The following is a 17,578-nucleotide window of genomic DNA, read 5'->3' as shown; positions in this document are numbered from 1 at the left end:
ACCGGCCTCCGCTCGCCGATAGCTAACCGACACGACTGTTCGTTCAGCTAGGCGAGACGATGAACCCGGGGATCACTTCTGTCAAGACATGGATGTGCGTCCCGGAGTTTGGGACAGACCGGTCCACAGCACGAGCATGGCGGCTTCGACGAGTTGCCCGCGCGGCACCGACGGGTTCCTGGCCCACCACTGGGCGAGGCCGTCAGTGCCGGAGATGAGCAACTCGACGACGGCGTGCGCGGTGTCGCTGTCGGGGTCGAGCCCGAGGTTGCGCAGGTCGCGCCCGAGCATGACGGCGACCGAGCGGGTGCGGGTCTCGCGGATGCCCCAGCGGACGATCTTGATCTCCGGGTCGTTCTCATCGGTGTGGTCGAACAGCAGGCGGCGTGCGGCCGGCCAGTCTTCGGAGAAGCTGAAGTACGCGTCCAGCGTGGCGCGCAGCCGCCGGCCGGGCGAGCCGGTGCCGGTGATGCGGGCGCCGATGTGTTCGACCAGCCGCGCGTTCTGCTCCTGCAGCACCGTGATGAGCAGGACCCGCTTGGACGGGAAGTGGTCGTAGAGCACCGAGCGGGTGACCCCGGCCGCGGCCGCGATCTCCTCCATGGCGGTGGCGTGGTAGCCGCGGGCGGCGAAGACGTCCAGGGCCGCCTCGGTGATGCGGGCCCGCCGGGCTGAGCCCCGCATGCGTTTTCTCGGCTCCTGGCTCGCCATGCCCGGCAGCCTACCCTCGACCTGTTGACGCCGCGCCTGTCGTGGGCATAGAACCGACACTAGAGTCGGTTGGCGCGCCAGGAGGCCAGATGCCAGAGCACGCGGACGTCGTCATCGCGGGAGCACGTTGCGCGGGCTCCGCCGCCGCGGTCGCTCTGGCACGGCGCGGATGCAAGGTGATCGTCGTTGACCCGGCGCGGTTCCCGTCCACCACGGTCTCCACTCATCTGCTGTTCGCCTCGGGCGTCGCCGAACTGGCCAGGGTCGGCGCCCTGGAACGCGTCGAGAAGATCGGCGCGCCGAAGCTCTCCCGCGCCTTCGTCGGCGGCCCCGGCCACGCTGCCTCCGGCCGCTACACCCCGATCGACGGCATCGATTACGGCTTGTGCGTGCGGCGGACCGCGCTGGACGCGGCTCTCGTCGACACGGCCCGCGCGGCCGGCGCCGAGGTCAGGGAGGGCCACCGCGTCGTCGACCTCCTGTGGGAGGGCGGCCGGGTCGTCGGTGTGAAGGTCAGCGAGCGCGGCGGCCGGGAGTACGAGGTGCGCGCCAACCTGGTCATCGGTGCGGACGGGCGCCGCTCGACCGTCGCCCGCCTGGTCGGCGCCGAGCGGCCGCGGGTTTCCCACGCCAACGGCCGGGCCTGCTATTACGCGTACTACGAGGATCCGCATGAGGAGTGGCGCACGACCGCGGCGATGTGGCTGACCGGGCGGGAACTGGGCAACGCCTTCCCCTGCGACGGCGGGCTGTCGATGGTGCTGCTGATGCCGCCGGCCGCGCGGGCCGCGGACTTCCGGGGCGACCTGGAGGCGGAGTTCCACCGTACCGTCGGCCTGGTGCCGGGGCTGGCCAAGCGCCTGGAGGGGTGCACGAGGGCGACGAAGATCGTCAGCTCGGCCGTACACCCCTCGTTCTTCCGCACGTCGGCGGGCCCCGGCTGGGCACTGGTCGGCGACGCCGGGCACTTCAAGGACCCGGTCACGGCGCAGGGCATCCGCGACGCCGTCAGGTTCGGGCGGCTGCTCGGCGAGCGCGTCGCCGACGTGGTGGACGACCCTGCGGCCCTCGACCAGGCGACGCGCGCCTGGGAACGGTCACGCGACGCGCAGTGTCTGATCATGTATCACTGGACGAACCTGCTCGGGCGCGGTGACGGGCTCGCGTACGTGCAGATCGAGCTGCTGCGCGGGCTGACCGGCGGGCCCGACGGGGTCCGCCGGATCCTGGAGGTCTACTCCAGGATCCGCGACCCGCGCGAGACGCTGGCGATGAGCGGCATGGTCAAGGCCGTCGCCCGAGCCCTGCGTGACAACCCGGGTGCCCGCCTGTCGGTGCTGAAGGCGACGGGCGAGACGCTGCGCGAGATGGCCGGCCACCACGACGAGGCCAAGCGGCTGCTCCGCCCCGCCGTGTCCGCCTAACCGGCTGTCGGCCTTCCTCCCCTCCGCGGCGGTCGGAGCCGCCGACGGCGGCCAGGAACGCCGGATCGATGGTCTCCTTGCTCACGACGGCGACGGCCAGGTGGCACGCACATCAACTTTCCGGCGGAGGCGGCTCCAGCTCGAAGGCGCTCCCGTCCGTGCGGATGCGGGCGTCGCCGGTCTGCTTCGGACATCGAGGGGGTGCCTTGCTGGGTGTTCCACGGCAAGGTTAGGCTCAGCTAACTTCTGCAGTGCTGTAGTCGGAGTCTTGGCCGGACTCCTCTTCGCCGACAAAAGGAAATATCACTGTGTCCGTCCACGTTCCCAAGGCTGTAGTCGCGCTGGTCGCGAGCGTCCTGGCGCTCGGACTCACCGCCTGCGGCGGCGCGTCCGACAAGGGCTCCGGCACCTCCGCCGCGGATGAGAAGAAGATCACGGTCTACAGCGGACGCAGCGAATCACTGGTCAAGCCGTTGCTGGACAAGTTCACCCAGCAGAGCGGCATCGTCGTGGAAGCTCGGTACGCCGCCACCGCCGCCATGGCCGGCCAGTTGCTGGAAGAGGGTGACAGGTCTCCGGCGGACGCGTTCTTCGCTCAGGACGCCGGGGCGCTGGGCGCCGTGGCCAAGAAGGGGATGTTCGCCCCGCTTTCGGATGAAATCGTGGGCCAGGTGCCCGAGACGTACCGGGCCAAGAGCAAGGAATGGGTCGGCATCACGGCTCGATCGAGAGTCCTGGTCTACAACCCCGATCTCGTGCCGAAGGCTGAGCTGCCCACGTCGGTCTTCGACCTCACCAAGCCGGAGTGGAAGGGGAAGGTCGGCGTGGCCCCGACCAACGCCTCCTTCCAGGCGTTCGTCACCGCCATCGTGGTCCAGCACGGAGAGGCGAAGGCCAAGGAGTTGCTGGCCGGACTCAAGGCGAACGAGCCGCAGATCCGGGACGGCAACGGCCCGATCCTCGAAGAGGTCAACTCGGGCAAGCTCGCCGTCGGCCTCATCAACCACTACTACCTGGGCGAGCTGGCCAAGGAGCAGGGCACGACGCCCGACGCACTCAAGGCCAAGCTGCACTTCTTCCCCAACGGGGACAGCGGCGCGCTGGTCAACGTCGCGGGCGTCGGCGTGCTGAAGAAGGCCGCCGAGAACCCCGAGGTGCAGACCTTCGTCAAGTACCTGCTCAGCGCCGACGCGCAGAAGTACTTCGCCGAGGAGACCTTCGAATACCCGGTCGTCAACGGCGCCACCCCGCCTGCCGGAGTGCCCGCGCTCAGCGAGCTGCGGGTGCCCACGGTGGACCTCAACGAGCTGGACCAGCTCGAAGCCACGATCGCGTTGATCAAGGATTCGGGGCTCGTTCCCTGAACAGGTCCTCGCACCCTGACCGGCGGGTTCGTCGTGACGGACCTGCCCGGTGGGCACTGCGAGCGGGTCGTGACGGACCGGCCCGGTGGGCCCTGCGGGCGGCCGGGCGTCCGCGCAGGCCGCTGTTGCTCGTTCTCTCGGTGGTGACCGTCGCGGTCGCGCTCGTTCCCGTGGTCTACCTCGGCGTCCGAACGGCCGAAGCCGGCTGGGCCCGCATCGCCGAGGAACTGCTCACCGTGCGAGTGGCGTTGCTCGCGCTCCGCACTCTCGGTCTGGCGGCGCTGGTGACCGCCGGATGCCTCGTGCTGGGGGTCGGCTCGGCGTTCCTGGTCGTACGCACCGACCTTCCGGCCAGGCGCGCGTTCGCCATCCTGGCGGCCCTGCCGCTCGCCGTACCGACCTACATCGCCGCGTTCGCCTGGCGATCGACCCTGGACGGGTTCGAGGGCTTCTGGGCGGCGGCACTCGTACTGACTCTGTGTTCCTATCCGTACGTCTTCCTGCCCGTCGCCGCGGCGCTCAACGGGACCGACCCGGCGCAGGAGGAGGTGGCACGGTCGCTGGGCAGGAGCGCCTGGCGCACTTTCACCAGCGTGACGCTACGGCAGATCCGCCCCGCGCTCACCGGAGGCGCACTGCTGGTGGCGCTGTACGTTCTGTCGGACTTCGGTGCGGTGTCGATCGTGCGGACCGACACCTTCACCCGGGCCATCTTCGTCGCCTTCGACCTCGGTTTCGATCGGACCGGCGCGTTGGTGCTGTCGAGCGTGCTCGTCATGCTCACGATGCTCATCCTCGCCGGTGAGACGGCCAGCCGACGACGCGGCGCTCGATACGCCCATCTAGGCGGCGTCCGTAGAGTCCCGGCCCGGCTCAACCTCGCCCGGATGCGGTGGCCCGCGGTCCTCATGCTGGTCGCCCTGGCAGGGCTCTCGCTCGGCGTCACCGCGGTGAGTCTCACCCACCGGATGATCCAGGGCGCGTCACGGCCGGGGGCCTGGGCCGAAGTGGCCGCCGCCATGGGCAACTCGCTGTCGCTCTCCTTGGCGGGGGCCGCGCTCACCATGCTGCTCGCGCTGCCGCTGGGCCTGCTGAGCGCCAAGGCGCCCGGCCCGTCGACCACACTGCTCGATCGTCTCGCCTACCTGAGTCACGCCCTCCCGGGCCTGGTCATCGGCCTGTCTCTGGTGTCCTTCGGGGTCACTCTGGCCTACCCGCTCTACCAGACCACCTGGCTGCTCGCGCTCGGCTACGCCGCGCTGTTCCTCCCACTGGCGGTGACCGCGGTCGCCGGAGCGGCGGCCCAGGCGCCCTCCGTCCTGGACGACGTCGCCAGATCGATGGGCAAGGGACCGCTGGCCGTGCTGCGCACCGTGACTCTGCCCCTCACCCTGCCGGGAATCGGGGCAGGTGCCGCCCTGGTCTTCCTGACCTGCATGAAGGAGTTGCCAGCCACACTGCTGCTCCGTCCGACCGGCACCGACACCCTCGCCACCGAGTTGTGGACGCACACCACCGTGGCCGCCTACGCGGCCGCGGCCCCCTACGCGGCACTGCTCGTGGTGCTGTCATCGGTGCCCACGTGGCTGCTCACCGCGCGCACCGGCATTCTCACTCGGGAGTCCTCGAAATGAGCCGACTGGAACTACGCGGGATCGCCAAGCGCTACGGCTCGGTGGTCGCGCTCGCCGGAGCCGACCTGACCGTGCCGAGCGGCACGCTGCTCGCCGTGCTCGGCCCGTCGGGTTGCGGTAAGACGACCTTGCTGCGCTGCGTGGCGGGCTTCGAACGGCTCGACGCCGGCGCGATCGTCGTCGACGGACGGACCGTCGCCGGTCCGGGGGTGCACACGCCCCCGGAACGCCGGCACATCGTCATCGTTCCGCAGGAGGGCGCGCTGTTCCCGCACCTGTCGGTGAGAGACAACGTCGGGTACGGCCTGAGCCGCGAGGAACGCCGTTCCGACCGGGTCGAGGAGGTGCTCACCCTGGTGGGTCTGTCCGGCTACGGGAAGCGGATGCCGCATCATCTGTCCGGCGGCCAGCAGCAACGCGTGGCGGTCGCCAGAGCGCTGGCGCCACGGCCTTCCGTCATCCTGCTCGACGAGCCGTTCAGCGCGCTCGACGCCGGCTTGCGCACCGAACTGCGGCGCGACGTGCGAGCGGCTCTGCGGGCCGACGAGGCGACCGGCATTTTGGTCACCCACGACCAGAGTGAGGCCCTTTCAGTCGCCGACCAGGTCGCGGTGATGCGCGACGGCCGGGTGCTCCAGAGCGGCCCGGCGGTCGACGTCTACCGGGAGCCGGCCGATTCATGGGTGGCGGCGTTCGTGGGCGAGGCGGTGTTCCTGCCTGCTGAAAACGGCGCCCGGCCGGGCACGGGCGGCACCACGCTGTCCACCGCCCTTGGTCCGATCACGGTCGGTGAGGTGCCCGCCGGGACGAGCCCGCTCACCGTGATGGTGCGCCCCGAGCAGATCCGCATCGCCCCGGCACCGGTCGACCCGGTGGTGACCGCGACCGTGGTCGGCCACGACTTCCACGGCCACGACGCGACCGTAACCCTTCACCTGACCGACGGCTCCCGGATCACCGCGCGGGTGCCGGGCCATACCGTGCCGGTGGCGGCCGGAGCGACCGTGAGCGTACAGGTGGAAGGCACCTGCCAGGCCTGGCGAGACGGGTGACGACCCGCCCGGGAGACGCTGCGACCTACCCATGCGATCATGCATTGCCGGCAACTGCCGGCAGCCAAGGTCCCCCCCGATCCGAGCCCCCTGATCGTCAAGCGAGGAGTGCGGTGAAGCGCTGGTCATGGTGGGTGACGGTCGCGGCCGTCGTGGCGCTCTCCGGAATGATCGGGCCGGTCGTGTCCGCCGAGGCGGTGCCGGCCCCGGAGATCAACGTTGGCGACGACTGGGAGATCGCGGTCTTCTTGTGTACGCCGTCCGCGCATGGGTGTCACAAGCGGTACGCCACGGCGAAGCAGAGGCGGGACATCGAGACGTTCCTGCAGGCCACACCTGAGGTGACCGAGGTGCGCTTCGTGAGCCGGGCGGCGGCGTACGCGAACTTCCGCCAGGAGTTCGCCGGCCAGCAGAAGGTGCTGGCGAGTGTGCGTGCCAAAGACGTGCCGGAGTCGTTCCGCGTGCGGGTGTCTGGAGTGGCCGACCGAACCCGGATCGTGGCCTCGGCGAACCGGCGGCCAGGTGTAGGGCTCGCCGTCGACCATGCGGACAGCCATGTCGATGGTGCGGCGACACCCCAAGTGTCGGATATGTCGGTATTTCTATGCGCGAAGGACTCGTTCCTGCCTGCCTGTCTGCGTGGACGGGGTAAGGCGAACAAGTCGGCGGTCACGGTCAAGGAGAGGAAGGCCATCGTCGCCGTCATCGAGCGGATCCCCGGGCTCGAATCGTACGAGTACGAAGACCAGGCGACGGCGTACCGGAACTTCGTTGAGGCGTACGCGGACAACGAAGCACTCATCTCGGTCACCAGGATGTCGGACATGCCTGAGTCGTACCGGCTGTGGATGCAGTCCGCGGCCGACTTGGACCCCCCGCGCCGTCGGCTGGAGCGGATGGCGGGAGTGAGCCAGGTGTACGACTCGAGATGCCTGCTTCGGAAGCTGAGACTGCGGTCGGAATACGGGCTCTGGAAGCTCAGGACCGGAATCGGGGGCTGCGGGTAAGCGCAGTGGCAGGCGGTGCGGCACTTTGCGTGTCCGCCGCACGGTACCGCCGAAGGTTCCGGCGAGGAACGACACATCCTCCGGCTGGTTCCGATCGCAGAACCTTCCGATCGTTGTCGCGCTGATTTCTACGACTGCCATGAGACACCTCCGGATCTTCCTCTCCCAACGGATGAGGCGTTCAGGGGTTCCCCGAGGGGCCGAGGTCGGAGCCGATCCGGTCCATGCGGGCCAGAATGGCGCCTCAACCATGCTTGAGGTCAAGCTGACCGAGATTCGGCCACCTTTGCGCGGTCGCGGGCGAACGCCGTACGTTAGCCGCCATGGAGATCATCAAGGGCGCGGGGGAATGGGTGCCGTCGGCTGCCGGGGCCCCCAACGACTGGGTTGAGCACCTCAAGGTGCCAGACCTGTCCGTTGGGACGTACTGCATTCCGGCGGGCGGAGTCGACACCCAGAGCCCGCACACCGAGGACGAGATCTACGTGGTGACCGCAGGCCGGGCCCGGATCGTGACACCGGACGGCGAGGCGGAGGTCGGCCCTGGTGCAGTGATCTTCGTGCCGGCGGGCGAGGAGCACCGCTTCGTGGACATCACTGAGGATCTGGCGATGCTGGTCGTGTTCGGCCCGGCCTACGGCTCGCGCGCCGACTCCCCGGCCTGATCCGCGCCCTGCCGCGCCAGAGGGCGAGGTCGGCTGCGGGGTTGCGCGGAAGGGTTGGCTCCTGAATACCGCAGCCGTCGTCGGGCGCGTACCATGATCACGCTGCGGACCGGTGATGGGAGCCGTCATGGGACACGTGCTGGTGACCGGGGCCACCGGAGGGATCGGGGTGGCGCTGGTCGGCGCGTTGGTGGAGGCCGGGCATCGGGTGACTGCCGTGGGGCGCGACGTCGGGCGGCTGAATGTGCGCGGGATCGAGGTGGATCTCGCCGAGCCCGGGACGCTTGCCGCCGCGATGGGAGCGCTGGAGGATGCGGGGGAGCTCGGGGATGTGCAAGCGCTGGTGCATTGCGCGGGGATCTCTCCTGTCGCCGCGGTAGCCGACGCCGACCCCGAGACGTGGCGACGGACGCTGGCGGTGAACGTGGCCTCCGCCGCCGAGCTCGTACGGCTGACGCTGCCCGCGCTACGGCGCTCGCGTGGTCACGTGGTGTTCGTCAACGCAGCGCCCGGAATGACCGGTGTCGCCCGCTGGTCGGCGTTCGTCGCCAGCAAGGCGGCGCTGCGCGAGCTGGCCGATTCGCTCCGCGAGGAGGAGGCGGCCTGCGGAGTTCGCGTTACCACTGTCTACCCTGGCCCGACGGCGACCGACCTGCTGGGCGAGGTCAGAAATGCCTTCGGCCGACCGCACGATCCCGAGGCGTGCATCCGGCCGGAGTCGCTCGCCGCGATGATCGTCTGGGTGCTGAGCGTGCCCGCCGACGCCTACGCCTGCGATCTGTCCATACTCCCGTCGCCGCGCTGACCCATCTTGAAGGAGTAGGGCTCGGGCTGATCAGTGGGGTGGAGTGTCCTGGCCACACCAGCCGCGGCGAGCAGGCCCGCCTGAAAGCGGGGGCGTGCCGAGCCGGTCCATCATCTCGCTGACCGGCGGTGCCTCGAACCCCGGGTGATGTGCCTGGGAGTGTCCGAGGAAGGCTGAGGCGCGGCGGTCACTCGTCGCGTGGCATGAGGGTCAGCACCTTGCCCTTGACGTCGGCGGCCAGGTAGGCGCCGCCGTACTCGTCGGAGAGGTAGGCGAGCAGCACGGGCTGGTCGTCCGCGAACGTCCAGGAGCCGTGCACGATCAGGTAGCGGCTGGTCGCCTTGGGGATGCCGAGCCGGTTGTCGGCGGTGCGCCACAGGGCGGGCAGGGCATCCCAGTTGAAGGAGCTCAGCTTGACCTCGGCGTCGTCGGGGCTGAGGGTTCCGCCGGTGTCGCGGGTGACCTGGCCGTTGCGGTAGGTGTAGGTGTCGTAGAGGTTCTTCTTGCCCCGGACCCGGGCCTGGGCGATCGCGTAGTCCTTGTACACAGTGAGCCCGGTGAACTCGGTGCCGCCCGACGCCTTCTCCAGCAGGGGGATCACGGCCTTGATCCCCTTGGGGGTCAGCAGGGACCCGGCCGGGGTGTCCTGGGGCGTCGGTTTCGCGCTGGTGGCGGTGGTCTCCGGAGTGGTGGACTCCGGGGCGGTGGCGGGCGGCGAGATCGTGGACGTCGTCGGGCTCCCGAGGCCGTTCTGAACCTTGGGGAGCACCACCAGGACCGTGGCGAGGATGCCGCCGAGCGCGGCGACTCCGGCGATGGTCACCGCGCGCAGCCGGCGGGGGCGGCGGATTGTGTTCGGCATCGTCGAGTAGCCGGGCATGGGCCGGCTTCCCGGCGGTCCTGGCGGTCCTGACGGTCCCGGCTGGTAGCCGGGCATGGGCTGGCCGGCCGCCTGGGCCAGCATCCAGTCGAGCTGCGCGGCGTTGGGGCGGGTGGCGGGGTCGGGGTTCAGCAGCGCCGTCAGCACGGGGGTCAGCGGACCGGCCTGGCGCGGGGGCGGGACATGGCCGTTCAGTACGGCCGCGAGCGTGGCGATGGGGGTGTCGCGGCGCATGGGATGACGGGCCTCGACCGCCACGTACAGGAGCATGCCCAGCGACCACAGGTCGGAGGCGGGGTTGCCCTCCTGGCCGCGCAGCCGTTCCGGCGCGATGTACTCGGGGGAGCCGACCACGTCGCCGCTCACCGTGAGCCCGGGGGCGTCGTGCAGGGCGGCGATGCCGAAGTCGGTGAGCACCGGGCTGCCGTCGTGGCGCAGCAGGACGTTCGCGGGTTTCACGTCGCGGTGGCAGATCCCGGCCGCGTGGGCGGTCCGCAGCGCGGCGAGGATGCCGCGCCCCACGTGGGCCGCCTCCACCGGTGCCAGCGGTCCGTGCGCCAGGCGTTCCTGCAGCGAACGGCCGCGTACGAGCTCCATGACGATCCACGGGTGGGGCGTCATCGAGGTGTCCACGATGTGGTGGATGGCGACCACGTTGGGGTGGTGGAGCCGGGCCAGCGCGCGGGCCTCGCGCAGCACCCGTTCGCGCAGCATCCCGGCCCTGTCCGAGTCCATCTGCTCAAGGCCGGAGGGGCGCACTTCCTTGAGGGCCACCTCCCGGTGAAGGGCGAGATCGTGGGCGCGCCACACTGTGCCCATGCCGCCGCTTCCCAACTGTTCCAGCAGCTCGAAACGGCCGTCGACGACCATCCGCCCAGGGTTCACAGCGCACAGCCTAGAGCCATCAAAAGCCGCGAAACGGTTCGTGCGTCAAAGAGTATTTGCAGTGATATTTCGTGATGCTAGCCTGCGCCTGATCACTGACTGCAAGAGGTCGTTATGCAACCGCTCAGTTCAGGCGATCCCACACGGATCGGGAAATACGTCGTTACGGGGCGACTCGGAGCGGGTGGCATGGGGCAGGTTTTCCTGGCCCGCTCGCCCGGCGGGCTTCCCATCGCCATCAAGGTCATCCATTCGCAGCTCGCCGGGGACGCGGAGTTCAGATCGAGGTTCCGCAAGGAGCTGAACTCGGCGCGTGCCGTGGGCGGCGCCTACACCGCGGCGGTCGTCGACGCGGACCCCGACGCTGACCGGCCCTGGCTGGCCACCGCCTTCCTGCCCGGCCTGTCTCTGCAGGACACGATCGCGGCGCACGGGCCGCTGCCCGTGGAGAGCGTACGGACGCTGGGGGCCGGACTCGCCGAGGCGTTGATCTCCATCCATCGGGCGGGCGTGGTCCATCGGGACCTGAAACCGTCCAACATCATCGTGACCCCGCAGGGCCCGCGCGTGATCGACTTCGGCATCGCCCGGGCGGCGGACGCGACCGCCGCCACCCAATCGGGAATGGTCATGGGCTCTCCCGGCTACGTGACGCCCGAGCAGGTCACGGCGAACGTGGCGGGCCCCGCGGGCGACATCTTCTCCCTGGGGGCCGTGCTGGCCTATGCGGTGACCGGAGTCAATCCCTTCGGGGAAGGGCCGTCCCATGTGCTGGTCTACCGGGTGGTGCACGAGCCGCCCCAACTGGACGGGGTGCCCGACGGCGATCTGCGTGACCTCATCGCCGCCTGCCTCGCGAAGAAGCCCGAGGATCGGCCCACCACCGAAGAGGTGCTGGACCGGCTCGCGGCCGGAGATGAGGCGCCGGGTCCGGCGTGGCTGCCGGTGGCCGTTGCGGACAACATCACCGCCCGCATAGACGCGCTCCCACTGACCAAGGTGCTGCCTTCGGGGGAGTCGCCTGAGCAGGTCGGCCCGCTGCCTTCGGGGGAGTCGTCCGAGCAGGTCGGCCCGCCGCCTTCGGGGAAGGCGCCCGCTCGGGCCGGCCCGCCGCCTTGGGGGGCGGTGCCTGTTCCTGGTGGGGCGTCTCATCCGCCTGACGATGAGGACGACGTTCCCGACGAGCCGCTTACGCCCCTGCGCCGCCGACTGGCCGGCGTGCTCGTGGTCGTCGGGGTCGCGGCCGCCGTGCTGGGGGTGACCCGGCCGGCGCTGTGGGGTGGTGAGGTCTGCGCCGACATCGGGCCTCAACTGGCAACGGTGACTATCTTGCCGCCACGGCCCATGACGACCGCGGACAGCGATGCCAACGACCGGCAGCGCGCCGCCTACAACCGGCAGCGGGCTGCCGTCCTGACCAGCTTGGCCGCCCGAGCCGAGGATCCTCGGCTCAAGCGGGCTCTGACGGCCGCCGCCGCCGCGGACAGACGCGACATCTCGACGAGCGGGCGCGGCAACTCAGTGAACGACTATGCCGAGATCTGGGGCGAAGTGAGGGCGGCCTGTGGGTGAGACGACGACGCACCATGTCGATCTGCGGCGCAGCCGTAGGATCGGCCTCGCGGCCTCGCTGACCGTGTGCGGCACGATGCTTCTCGTCGCCGTCTCGACCTGGGCGCTCGGTGGATCCCGCATCGATCTCGTGCCCCTTGATATCCCGTGGCCGGTCGCGGATCTGGTGTCCGTGCTGCAGTTCCCGATGCCGCGATTACCGAGGTTCTCCCTGCCTCGGATCCTTTGGATCGTGCTGGGCTTCGCGATCGTCGGGCTGGTTCTCTACGCTTTGCTGACCGGGTCACGGCGGGCGGTGCCCGCGCGCGGCGCGGGCTTCACCGTGTTCCTGCTCGGCTGGGCGTGCACGGCCCCGGCCGTGGGGGCCGCGGCGATCGTGTTCGGTGTCGCGGGCCGCGTCTACTGGCCCGACGTGGACCTCTGGCGAATGCCGGGAATGCTGTACAGCGCCGCCGGGTGGGGGCTGATCTTCGGCTGGCTGGGCGGCCTCGCGGCAGCGCTGACCTACTCCATCACCTCCTCCCCGGCGCACCGGGCGGCGTCGCCGAGCACGCGCAGGGCGTCGTGGACGCCGGCCGCGAGCTCGGCGGTGTTCCTCGGGTTGCTGTTCCTGGTCAGCGGCCTGCTGACGCCGCGTGATCCGGTGGAAGTCGGCGCCGGCTACCTGAATCTGATCACGTTTCCCGATCCGGTGAGTGGTTCCTGGTACTTCAGTGAAGATCCTCCGGGCTTCGTCGTGGCACTCGATCTGGGCGCTCTGCTCTTCCTGACCGTGGCCGCCGTGGTGACCATGACCCTCCTGCTGGGGGCGGCCGTCCGGTTCGTCAGGCCACGCGGGGGTGCCGGTGGCGTCTTCATGCTCGGCTGGGGATGCACGATCCTGGTCGCGGGGGGCGTCGGGGTGCTGAAAAGTCTGATCTTCCTCGTCGTGGACCTCGCCAGCCAGGGAGAGTTCATAGGATCCTTCCCGTACAGTGCGGCGATCGACGGTGCCGCCTATGGGCTGCTGGTCGGCTGGCTGATGGGCGCGGTCGCGATGGTCGCCCATCTCAGGTCGAGACCGCGTGAGGCCGCCTCCACTGATCTGAGGCACGAGGCCGAGGGGGCCCTTGCGCGCCGAGGGGAAATGTCGAAACCTTAGGAAGGTTTCTTTCCCAATCCCGTCCTAGGGGGCGCCGGTGCGCGAGAGCTCGATCCGGGAACGCGGCGGGGTGGCGCACTGGCTCGTCGTCCTGGGGCTGCTGCTGGTGGCCGCCTGCGGGGTGGCCGAGCCCGCGAGCGATCCGGTCGACGCCGACGACGTGATGTTCGTGCAGATGATGGTGCAGCATCACCGGCAGGGCATCGAGATCGCCAGACTGGGCTCGGCCAGGGCGCGGACACCGGAGCTGAAGACGCTGGCCGCGGCCGTCGAGACGACGCAGCAGGACGAGGTCGAGATGATGCTGCGCTGGCTGCACGCCTGGGGCCAGCCGCTGACGGCCGCGTCGGGGTCGCACGACGATCACGGTGGCCTGCCGGAGACCGACCGCGAGCGGATCGAGGCGCTGCGGAAGTCGAAGAGGTTCGAGCGCGACTTCCTCCACCTGATGATCGCGCATCAGGGCGTCGCCGCGCGGATGGCGGGCGAGCACCTCACGGCCGGGGTCAATCCTGAGGTCAGGCGGTGGGCGGGGCAGGTGGAGACGTCGCGTACGGAGCAGGTGCGGCTGATGCGGGCCATGCTCCCGGCGTGACCTCGCGACCGAGGCCGTGCGGGCAGTGCGGTGAAGGGCGGTGCGGTGAAGGGCGGTGCGGTGAAGGGCGGTGCGGTGAAGGGCGGTGCGGTGAAGGGCGGTGCCCGTTCGTAGCGGCTGGGGCCACGCCACGATCCGCTTCATAGCGGGAAAAATACTTTCCTCATAGACGGCCTTGGCAATAAGTGATTAGATGACTTGATATGTCCGAGGTAACACGGCCGACACTTTCCGACGCGCTGACCGAACGCATGCTGGAGCTCATCCGCACCGGCGGGCATCGGCCGGGCGACAGGTTGCCCTCGACCAGGGTGCTGTCGGAGCGGTTCGCCGTCACCACCCCGACATTGCGTGAGGCACTGCGCAGACTTGAGGCCACGGGGGCCATCGAGATGCGTCACGGCTCCGGCATCTACGTCGGCGCCGACATCGAGCGCCTCGTGCTACCCAACCCCAACATGCGCGAGATGCACGCCGCCCAGCTGCTGGAGCTGCTCGGCGCGCGCGTCGTCATCGAGCCGCCGCTGGCCGCGATGGCCGCCGAGCGGGCGAGTGGCGCCGAGCTCGCGGCGCTTGAACGGGTGCTCGACGACGCCGCCAGGCATCTCGACGGCAAGGACGCCGAGCTCCACGACACGAACATGACCTTCCACCGGGCGACCGCGCGGCTGGCCGGCAACAGCGTGCTGCACGAGGTCGTCGACTCGCTGCTCACCGTCCACGGACCCGAGCAGAGGGAGATCCTGCAGATCTTCGACGACCGCCGCCGCGACCACGACGAGCACCTGTCGATCCTGGAGGCCATCGTGGCGCGCGACGCCGCGGCGGCCGAGGAGCGGATGCGGGCTCATCTGGTGGACGTCAAGACGGTCATCGAGCAGAGGTTGCACCACCCCCCCAAGTGAAGCAAGGAGGCCGGGAATGATCCGGTCACGCATGGCCGTGCTCGGCGTGGCGGCCGTTGTCCTCGCCGCCTGTGGCGGCAACGGCGCCGAGGCGCCCGCGAAGAAGAAGACCGAGCTGACGCTCTACAACGACAAGGGCGCGTGGAGCAAGTTCTTCGACGAGATGGGGGTCCTGTCGAAGGAGAAGATCGGCTTGGGCATGAAGCCGACGGGCTACACCGACTCGGCCCAGTACCAGGCCTTCATCAAGGCGTCGTTCCGTACGAACGTCAAGCCTGACCTGTTCACCTGGCAGACCGGGGGGATGCTGGAGGAGATCGTCAAGCAGAAGCAGGTGGCCGACACCACGGCCGTCTGGCAGGAGGCGATCAAGGCGGGCGACCTGTCGCAGGACCTGGCGCCCTACTACACGATCGACGGCAAGCAGTACTGCGTGCCGATGAACGTCGCCTACTGGGGGATGTTCTACAACAAGAAGATCTTCGACAAGCACGACCTGCGGCCGCCTGCGACGTGGGACGAGCTGATCACCGTCGCGGAGACACTGAAGAAGAACGACGTCAAGGCCTTCTACCACACGAGCGTGCTGTTCTCCTTCGTCTGGTTCGAGCAGCTCATGGCCGGGATGGACCCCGACCTGTACGACCGGCTGTCCACGGGCAAGGCGAAGTACACCGACCCGGGCGTGGTCCAGGTGATGGAGAAGTGGAAGGAACTCATCGACGCCGGATATTTCATGAATCCTGGCGACAAGACCGACCCGGGCGACGTGCTGAAGAACGGCAAGGCCGCCATGGTCTCCTTCGGCACCTGGTTCAACACCAGCATGACCCAGCGCGACATGAAGGCCGGCACCGACTACGGCTTCTTCACGATCCCCAACGTCAACGCCTCGCTGCCCAAGACGTCGATGATCTTCGAGAGCGGCCCGCTCTGCTCGCTGACCAAGGCCGACGACCCTGAGGCGAGCCTGAAGTACCTCACGTGGTGGACCACCGCCGAGGCACAGGAGAAGTGGGCCACGACCCGCGGCGACGTCAGCGCCAACCCCAAGGTGGAGATCAAGGACGAGGCGCTCGGCCAGGTCACCAAGGACGCGGGCAGCGGTAAGTATCGCCTGGTCAACCGCTACTTCGAGGCCACGCCGCCGCCCATCCTGACGGCCGCGCTCGACGGGTTCGGCAAGTTCGTGACCGAGCCCGGCACCTACAAGGAGGTTCTGGAGACCATCCAGAAGGAGGCGGACGAGTACTGGAGCACGCACCAGTGACCTCCGTCGTGAAGCCATGAGCACGCGCGCCCCCATGCTCGGCCGCTTCCGGCTCGGGTACGTGGCTCCCGCGGCCTTACTGGTCGCGGGACTGCTCTACGCGCCTTTCCTGTGGACCGCGTACCTGAGCCTGACCCGCTACGACGGCCTGGCGCCGCCCGAGTGGATCGGCCCGCACAACTTCGTCAAGCTGCTCGACGACCCGGCGCTGCTGACCTCGATCCGCAACACGCTGCTCTGGGTGATCGGCACCATGGTGCTGCCGGTGGGCCTCGGCCTGCTGGTGGCGGTGCTGTCCTACGACATCAAGGGCGGCGCCTGGTATCGGGTGCCGTTCATGCTCCCGTACGCGCTGAGCGGGGCCGGGCTCGGCCTGGTGGGGAGTCCGATCCTGTCGCACGACGGCATCGCCAACCGGCTGCTCGGCGTCGACACGGCCTTCTTACAGGAGGCGCCGCAGAACACCCTGGCCATGCTGCTGGTGTGGACGTGGCAGCAGCTCGGCGTCAACACGCTGCTGTTCGTGGTCGGGCTGCAGTCGATCCCGAAGGAGCCGATCGAGGCCGCGCGGATCGACGGCGCGTCGGGCTGGCGGCTGTTCCGGTACGTGATCTGGCCGCTGATGAGACCGCTGACCGCGGTCGTGGTGGGTCTGGCGCTGGTGGCGAGCCTGAAGACGTTCGACATCGTCTGGGTACTGACGCAGGGTGGGCCGGGGCGTAATTCGGAGACGCTCGCGGTCACCATGTACAAGGAGACGTTCGTGGCCAGCGACTACGGCTACGGCTCCGCGGTGGCCGTGATGCTCACCGTGGTCACCGGGCTGGCGTCCTACCTCTATCTCAGGAGGCAGGTCCGATGATCCGCCGTGCCGTCCTGGTGGTGCTCGGCCTCGTCTGGCTGGGCCCGACCTACCTGCTGCTGGTCAACGCATCGCGGCCGGCCGCGTCCTACGACCCCGCGACGGCGTGGCTGCCGTCGGGCGACTTCGAGCTGCTCGCCAACTTCGGCAGGGCACTGGAGAGCGCCGACCTGGGGCAGAGCCTGGCCAGCACCGCCCTCTACAGTGTCGTCTCGCCCCTGCTCGGCGTCGTCATCGGGGCGCTGGCCGGCTACACGATCGTGGTGTTGCGGCTGCGCCACGGGTTCTGGTGGTTCCTGCTGATCTTCGGTGGCACCGTCTTCCCGTCGCAGATGCTGCTCGTGCCGCTCTTCGTCGGTTACAGCGACGCCGGCCTGTACGACACCAGGCTCGGCATGATCCTCCTCTACACGGCGATCAACGTGCCGCTGGCCGCGTTCGTGCTGCGCAACTTCTACTCCGGCGTGGCGTTCTCGATCTTCGAGGCGGCCCGGATGGACGGCGCCTCCACCTGGCGCGTCTTCTGGCGCATCTACCTGCCGATCTCGACCAGCGCGCTGGCCGCCGTGTTCATCCTCGAATTCACCTTCATCTGGAACGACCTCATCTTCGGCCTGACCCTGACCACGACCGCCGACGTCCGGCCGGTGATGACCGCGCTCGCCGGGCTGATGACCGACGTCTACGCCGGCACCCCGGTGCCCGTCGGGCTGGCCGCCGGGCTCGTGTGCTCGCTGCCGACGGTCCTGTTGTTCCTCGCCACCCAGCGCCTCTTCGCCCGAGGCCTGTCCCTAGGGAGTGTCTGA

Annotated in this window: 16 protein-coding genes; 14 read left to right on the top strand and 2 right to left on the bottom strand. The window is 69.4% G+C overall.

The features are described 5' to 3' along the window. Positions 1-81: 81 nt before the first annotated feature. The gene (locus AB0I38_RS02495; RefSeq protein ID WP_358460624.1) at positions 82-711 is read right to left on the bottom strand and encodes a TetR/AcrR family transcriptional regulator; all 630 of its coding nucleotides are present in this window, start codon (positions 709-711) and stop codon (positions 82-84) included. Between the two features lie 89 nt (positions 712-800). On the opposite strand from AB0I38_RS02495, the gene AB0I38_RS02490 reads away from it, so the two are divergent. The 7 genes from AB0I38_RS02490 (at position 801) to AB0I38_RS02460 (ending at position 8,662) form a co-directional block, all read left to right on the top strand. After that, positions 801-2,135 (top strand): NAD(P)/FAD-dependent oxidoreductase, encoded by a 1,335-nt coding sequence (locus AB0I38_RS02490; RefSeq protein ID WP_358460621.1) that lies wholly within the window; start codon positions 801-803, stop codon positions 2,133-2,135. A gap of 308 nt (positions 2,136-2,443) precedes the next feature. Continuing rightward, a complete protein-coding gene (locus tag AB0I38_RS02485) occupies positions 2,444-3,499 on the top strand; it encodes an iron ABC transporter substrate-binding protein (RefSeq protein WP_358460618.1) in 1,056 nt (351 codons plus the stop codon). A gap of 125 nt (positions 3,500-3,624) precedes the next feature. Continuing rightward, entirely contained in the window at positions 3,625-5,133 is a 1,509-nt protein-coding gene (locus tag AB0I38_RS02480; protein ID WP_358460615.1) for an ABC transporter permease, read from the top strand. After that, entirely contained in the window at positions 5,130-6,185 is a 1,056-nt protein-coding gene (locus AB0I38_RS02475) for an ABC transporter ATP-binding protein (protein ID WP_358460612.1), read from the top strand. Before AB0I38_RS02480 ends, AB0I38_RS02475 begins: the two co-directional genes overlap by 4 nt. A 113-nt stretch (positions 6,186-6,298) precedes the next feature. After that, the gene (locus AB0I38_RS02470; RefSeq protein WP_358460609.1) at positions 6,299-7,192 is read left to right on the top strand and encodes a permease-like cell division protein FtsX; all 894 of its coding nucleotides are present in this window, start codon (positions 6,299-6,301) and stop codon (positions 7,190-7,192) included. A gap of 323 nt (positions 7,193-7,515) precedes the next feature. Next, positions 7,516-7,857 (top strand): cupin domain-containing protein, encoded by a 342-nt coding sequence (locus AB0I38_RS02465; RefSeq protein ID WP_358460607.1) that lies wholly within the window; start codon positions 7,516-7,518, stop codon positions 7,855-7,857. A gap of 127 nt (positions 7,858-7,984) precedes the next feature. Further along, a complete protein-coding gene (locus AB0I38_RS02460) occupies positions 7,985-8,662 on the top strand; it encodes an SDR family NAD(P)-dependent oxidoreductase (protein WP_358460605.1) in 678 nt (225 codons plus the stop codon). Positions 8,663-8,849: 187 nt separating this feature from the next. Here the strand turns inward: AB0I38_RS02460 and AB0I38_RS02455 are convergent, their stop codons facing one another. Further along, on the bottom strand, positions 8,850-10,427 hold the full coding sequence (locus tag AB0I38_RS02455) for a serine/threonine-protein kinase (protein WP_358460602.1): 1,578 nt from the start codon (positions 10,425-10,427) through the stop codon (positions 8,850-8,852). Between the two features lie 114 nt (positions 10,428-10,541). Here AB0I38_RS02455 and AB0I38_RS02450 point away from each other — a divergent pair, with 114 nt between their 5' ends. The 7 genes from AB0I38_RS02450 to AB0I38_RS02420 all read left to right on the top strand — a co-directional run bounded on the left by AB0I38_RS02450 (position 10,542) and on the right by AB0I38_RS02420 (position 17,578). Then, entirely contained in the window at positions 10,542-11,999 is a 1,458-nt protein-coding gene (locus tag AB0I38_RS02450; RefSeq protein WP_358460599.1) for a serine/threonine-protein kinase, read from the top strand. Continuing rightward, positions 11,992-13,140 (top strand): hypothetical protein, encoded by a 1,149-nt coding sequence (locus AB0I38_RS02445; protein WP_358460596.1) that lies wholly within the window; start codon positions 11,992-11,994, stop codon positions 13,138-13,140. Before AB0I38_RS02450 ends, AB0I38_RS02445 begins: the two co-directional genes overlap by 8 nt. 37 nt (positions 13,141-13,177) lie before the next feature. Then, positions 13,178-13,735 (top strand): DUF305 domain-containing protein, encoded by a 558-nt coding sequence (locus tag AB0I38_RS02440; RefSeq protein ID WP_358460593.1) that lies wholly within the window; start codon positions 13,178-13,180, stop codon positions 13,733-13,735. A gap of 203 nt (positions 13,736-13,938) precedes the next feature. Next, on the top strand, positions 13,939-14,640 hold the full coding sequence (locus AB0I38_RS02435) for a FadR/GntR family transcriptional regulator (protein WP_358460590.1): 702 nt from the start codon (positions 13,939-13,941) through the stop codon (positions 14,638-14,640). Positions 14,641-14,656: 16 nt separating this feature from the next. Beyond that, positions 14,657-15,910 (top strand): ABC transporter substrate-binding protein, encoded by a 1,254-nt coding sequence (locus AB0I38_RS02430; protein ID WP_358460587.1) that lies wholly within the window; start codon positions 14,657-14,659, stop codon positions 15,908-15,910. 16 nt (positions 15,911-15,926) lie between these two features. Beyond that, on the top strand, positions 15,927-16,772 hold the full coding sequence (locus tag AB0I38_RS02425) for a carbohydrate ABC transporter permease (RefSeq protein ID WP_358460584.1): 846 nt from the start codon (positions 15,927-15,929) through the stop codon (positions 16,770-16,772). Continuing rightward, on the top strand, positions 16,769-17,578 hold the full coding sequence (locus AB0I38_RS02420) for a carbohydrate ABC transporter permease (RefSeq protein ID WP_358460581.1): 810 nt from the start codon (positions 16,769-16,771) through the stop codon (positions 17,576-17,578). The genes AB0I38_RS02425 and AB0I38_RS02420 overlap by 4 nt, the downstream gene beginning before the upstream one ends.

Origin of the sequence: Nonomuraea cavernae (assembly GCF_040655715.1) — a bacterium.
Lineage (GTDB): Bacteria > Actinomycetota > Actinomycetes > Streptosporangiales > Streptosporangiaceae > Nonomuraea > Nonomuraea cavernae_A.
This window is presented reverse-complemented; position numbering and strand designations above follow the sequence as displayed.

What these genes read in the sequence shown, in the direction of transcription:
- AB0I38_RS02495 (WP_358460624.1), bottom strand. Translation starts at nt 711, where the DNA reads ATGGCGAGCCAGGAGCCGAGAAAACGCATGCGGGGCTCAGCCCGGCGG.
- AB0I38_RS02490 (WP_358460621.1), top strand. Translation starts at nt 801, where the DNA reads ATGCCAGAGCACGCGGACGTCGTCATCGCGGGAGCACGTTGCGCGGGC.
- AB0I38_RS02475 (WP_358460612.1), top strand. Translation starts at nt 5,130, where the DNA reads ATGAGCCGACTGGAACTACGCGGGATCGCCAAGCGCTACGGCTCGGTG.
- AB0I38_RS02465 (WP_358460607.1), top strand. Translation starts at nt 7,516, where the DNA reads ATGGAGATCATCAAGGGCGCGGGGGAATGGGTGCCGTCGGCTGCCGGG.
- AB0I38_RS02460 (WP_358460605.1), top strand. Translation starts at nt 7,985, where the DNA reads ATGGGACACGTGCTGGTGACCGGGGCCACCGGAGGGATCGGGGTGGCG.
- AB0I38_RS02450 (WP_358460599.1), top strand. Translation starts at nt 10,542, where the DNA reads ATGCAACCGCTCAGTTCAGGCGATCCCACACGGATCGGGAAATACGTC.
- AB0I38_RS02435 (WP_358460590.1), top strand. Translation starts at nt 13,939, where the DNA reads ATGTCCGAGGTAACACGGCCGACACTTTCCGACGCGCTGACCGAACGC.
- AB0I38_RS02430 (WP_358460587.1), top strand. Translation starts at nt 14,657, where the DNA reads ATGATCCGGTCACGCATGGCCGTGCTCGGCGTGGCGGCCGTTGTCCTC.
- AB0I38_RS02425 (WP_358460584.1), top strand. Translation starts at nt 15,927, where the DNA reads ATGAGCACGCGCGCCCCCATGCTCGGCCGCTTCCGGCTCGGGTACGTG.
- AB0I38_RS02420 (WP_358460581.1), top strand. Translation starts at nt 16,769, where the DNA reads ATGATCCGCCGTGCCGTCCTGGTGGTGCTCGGCCTCGTCTGGCTGGGC.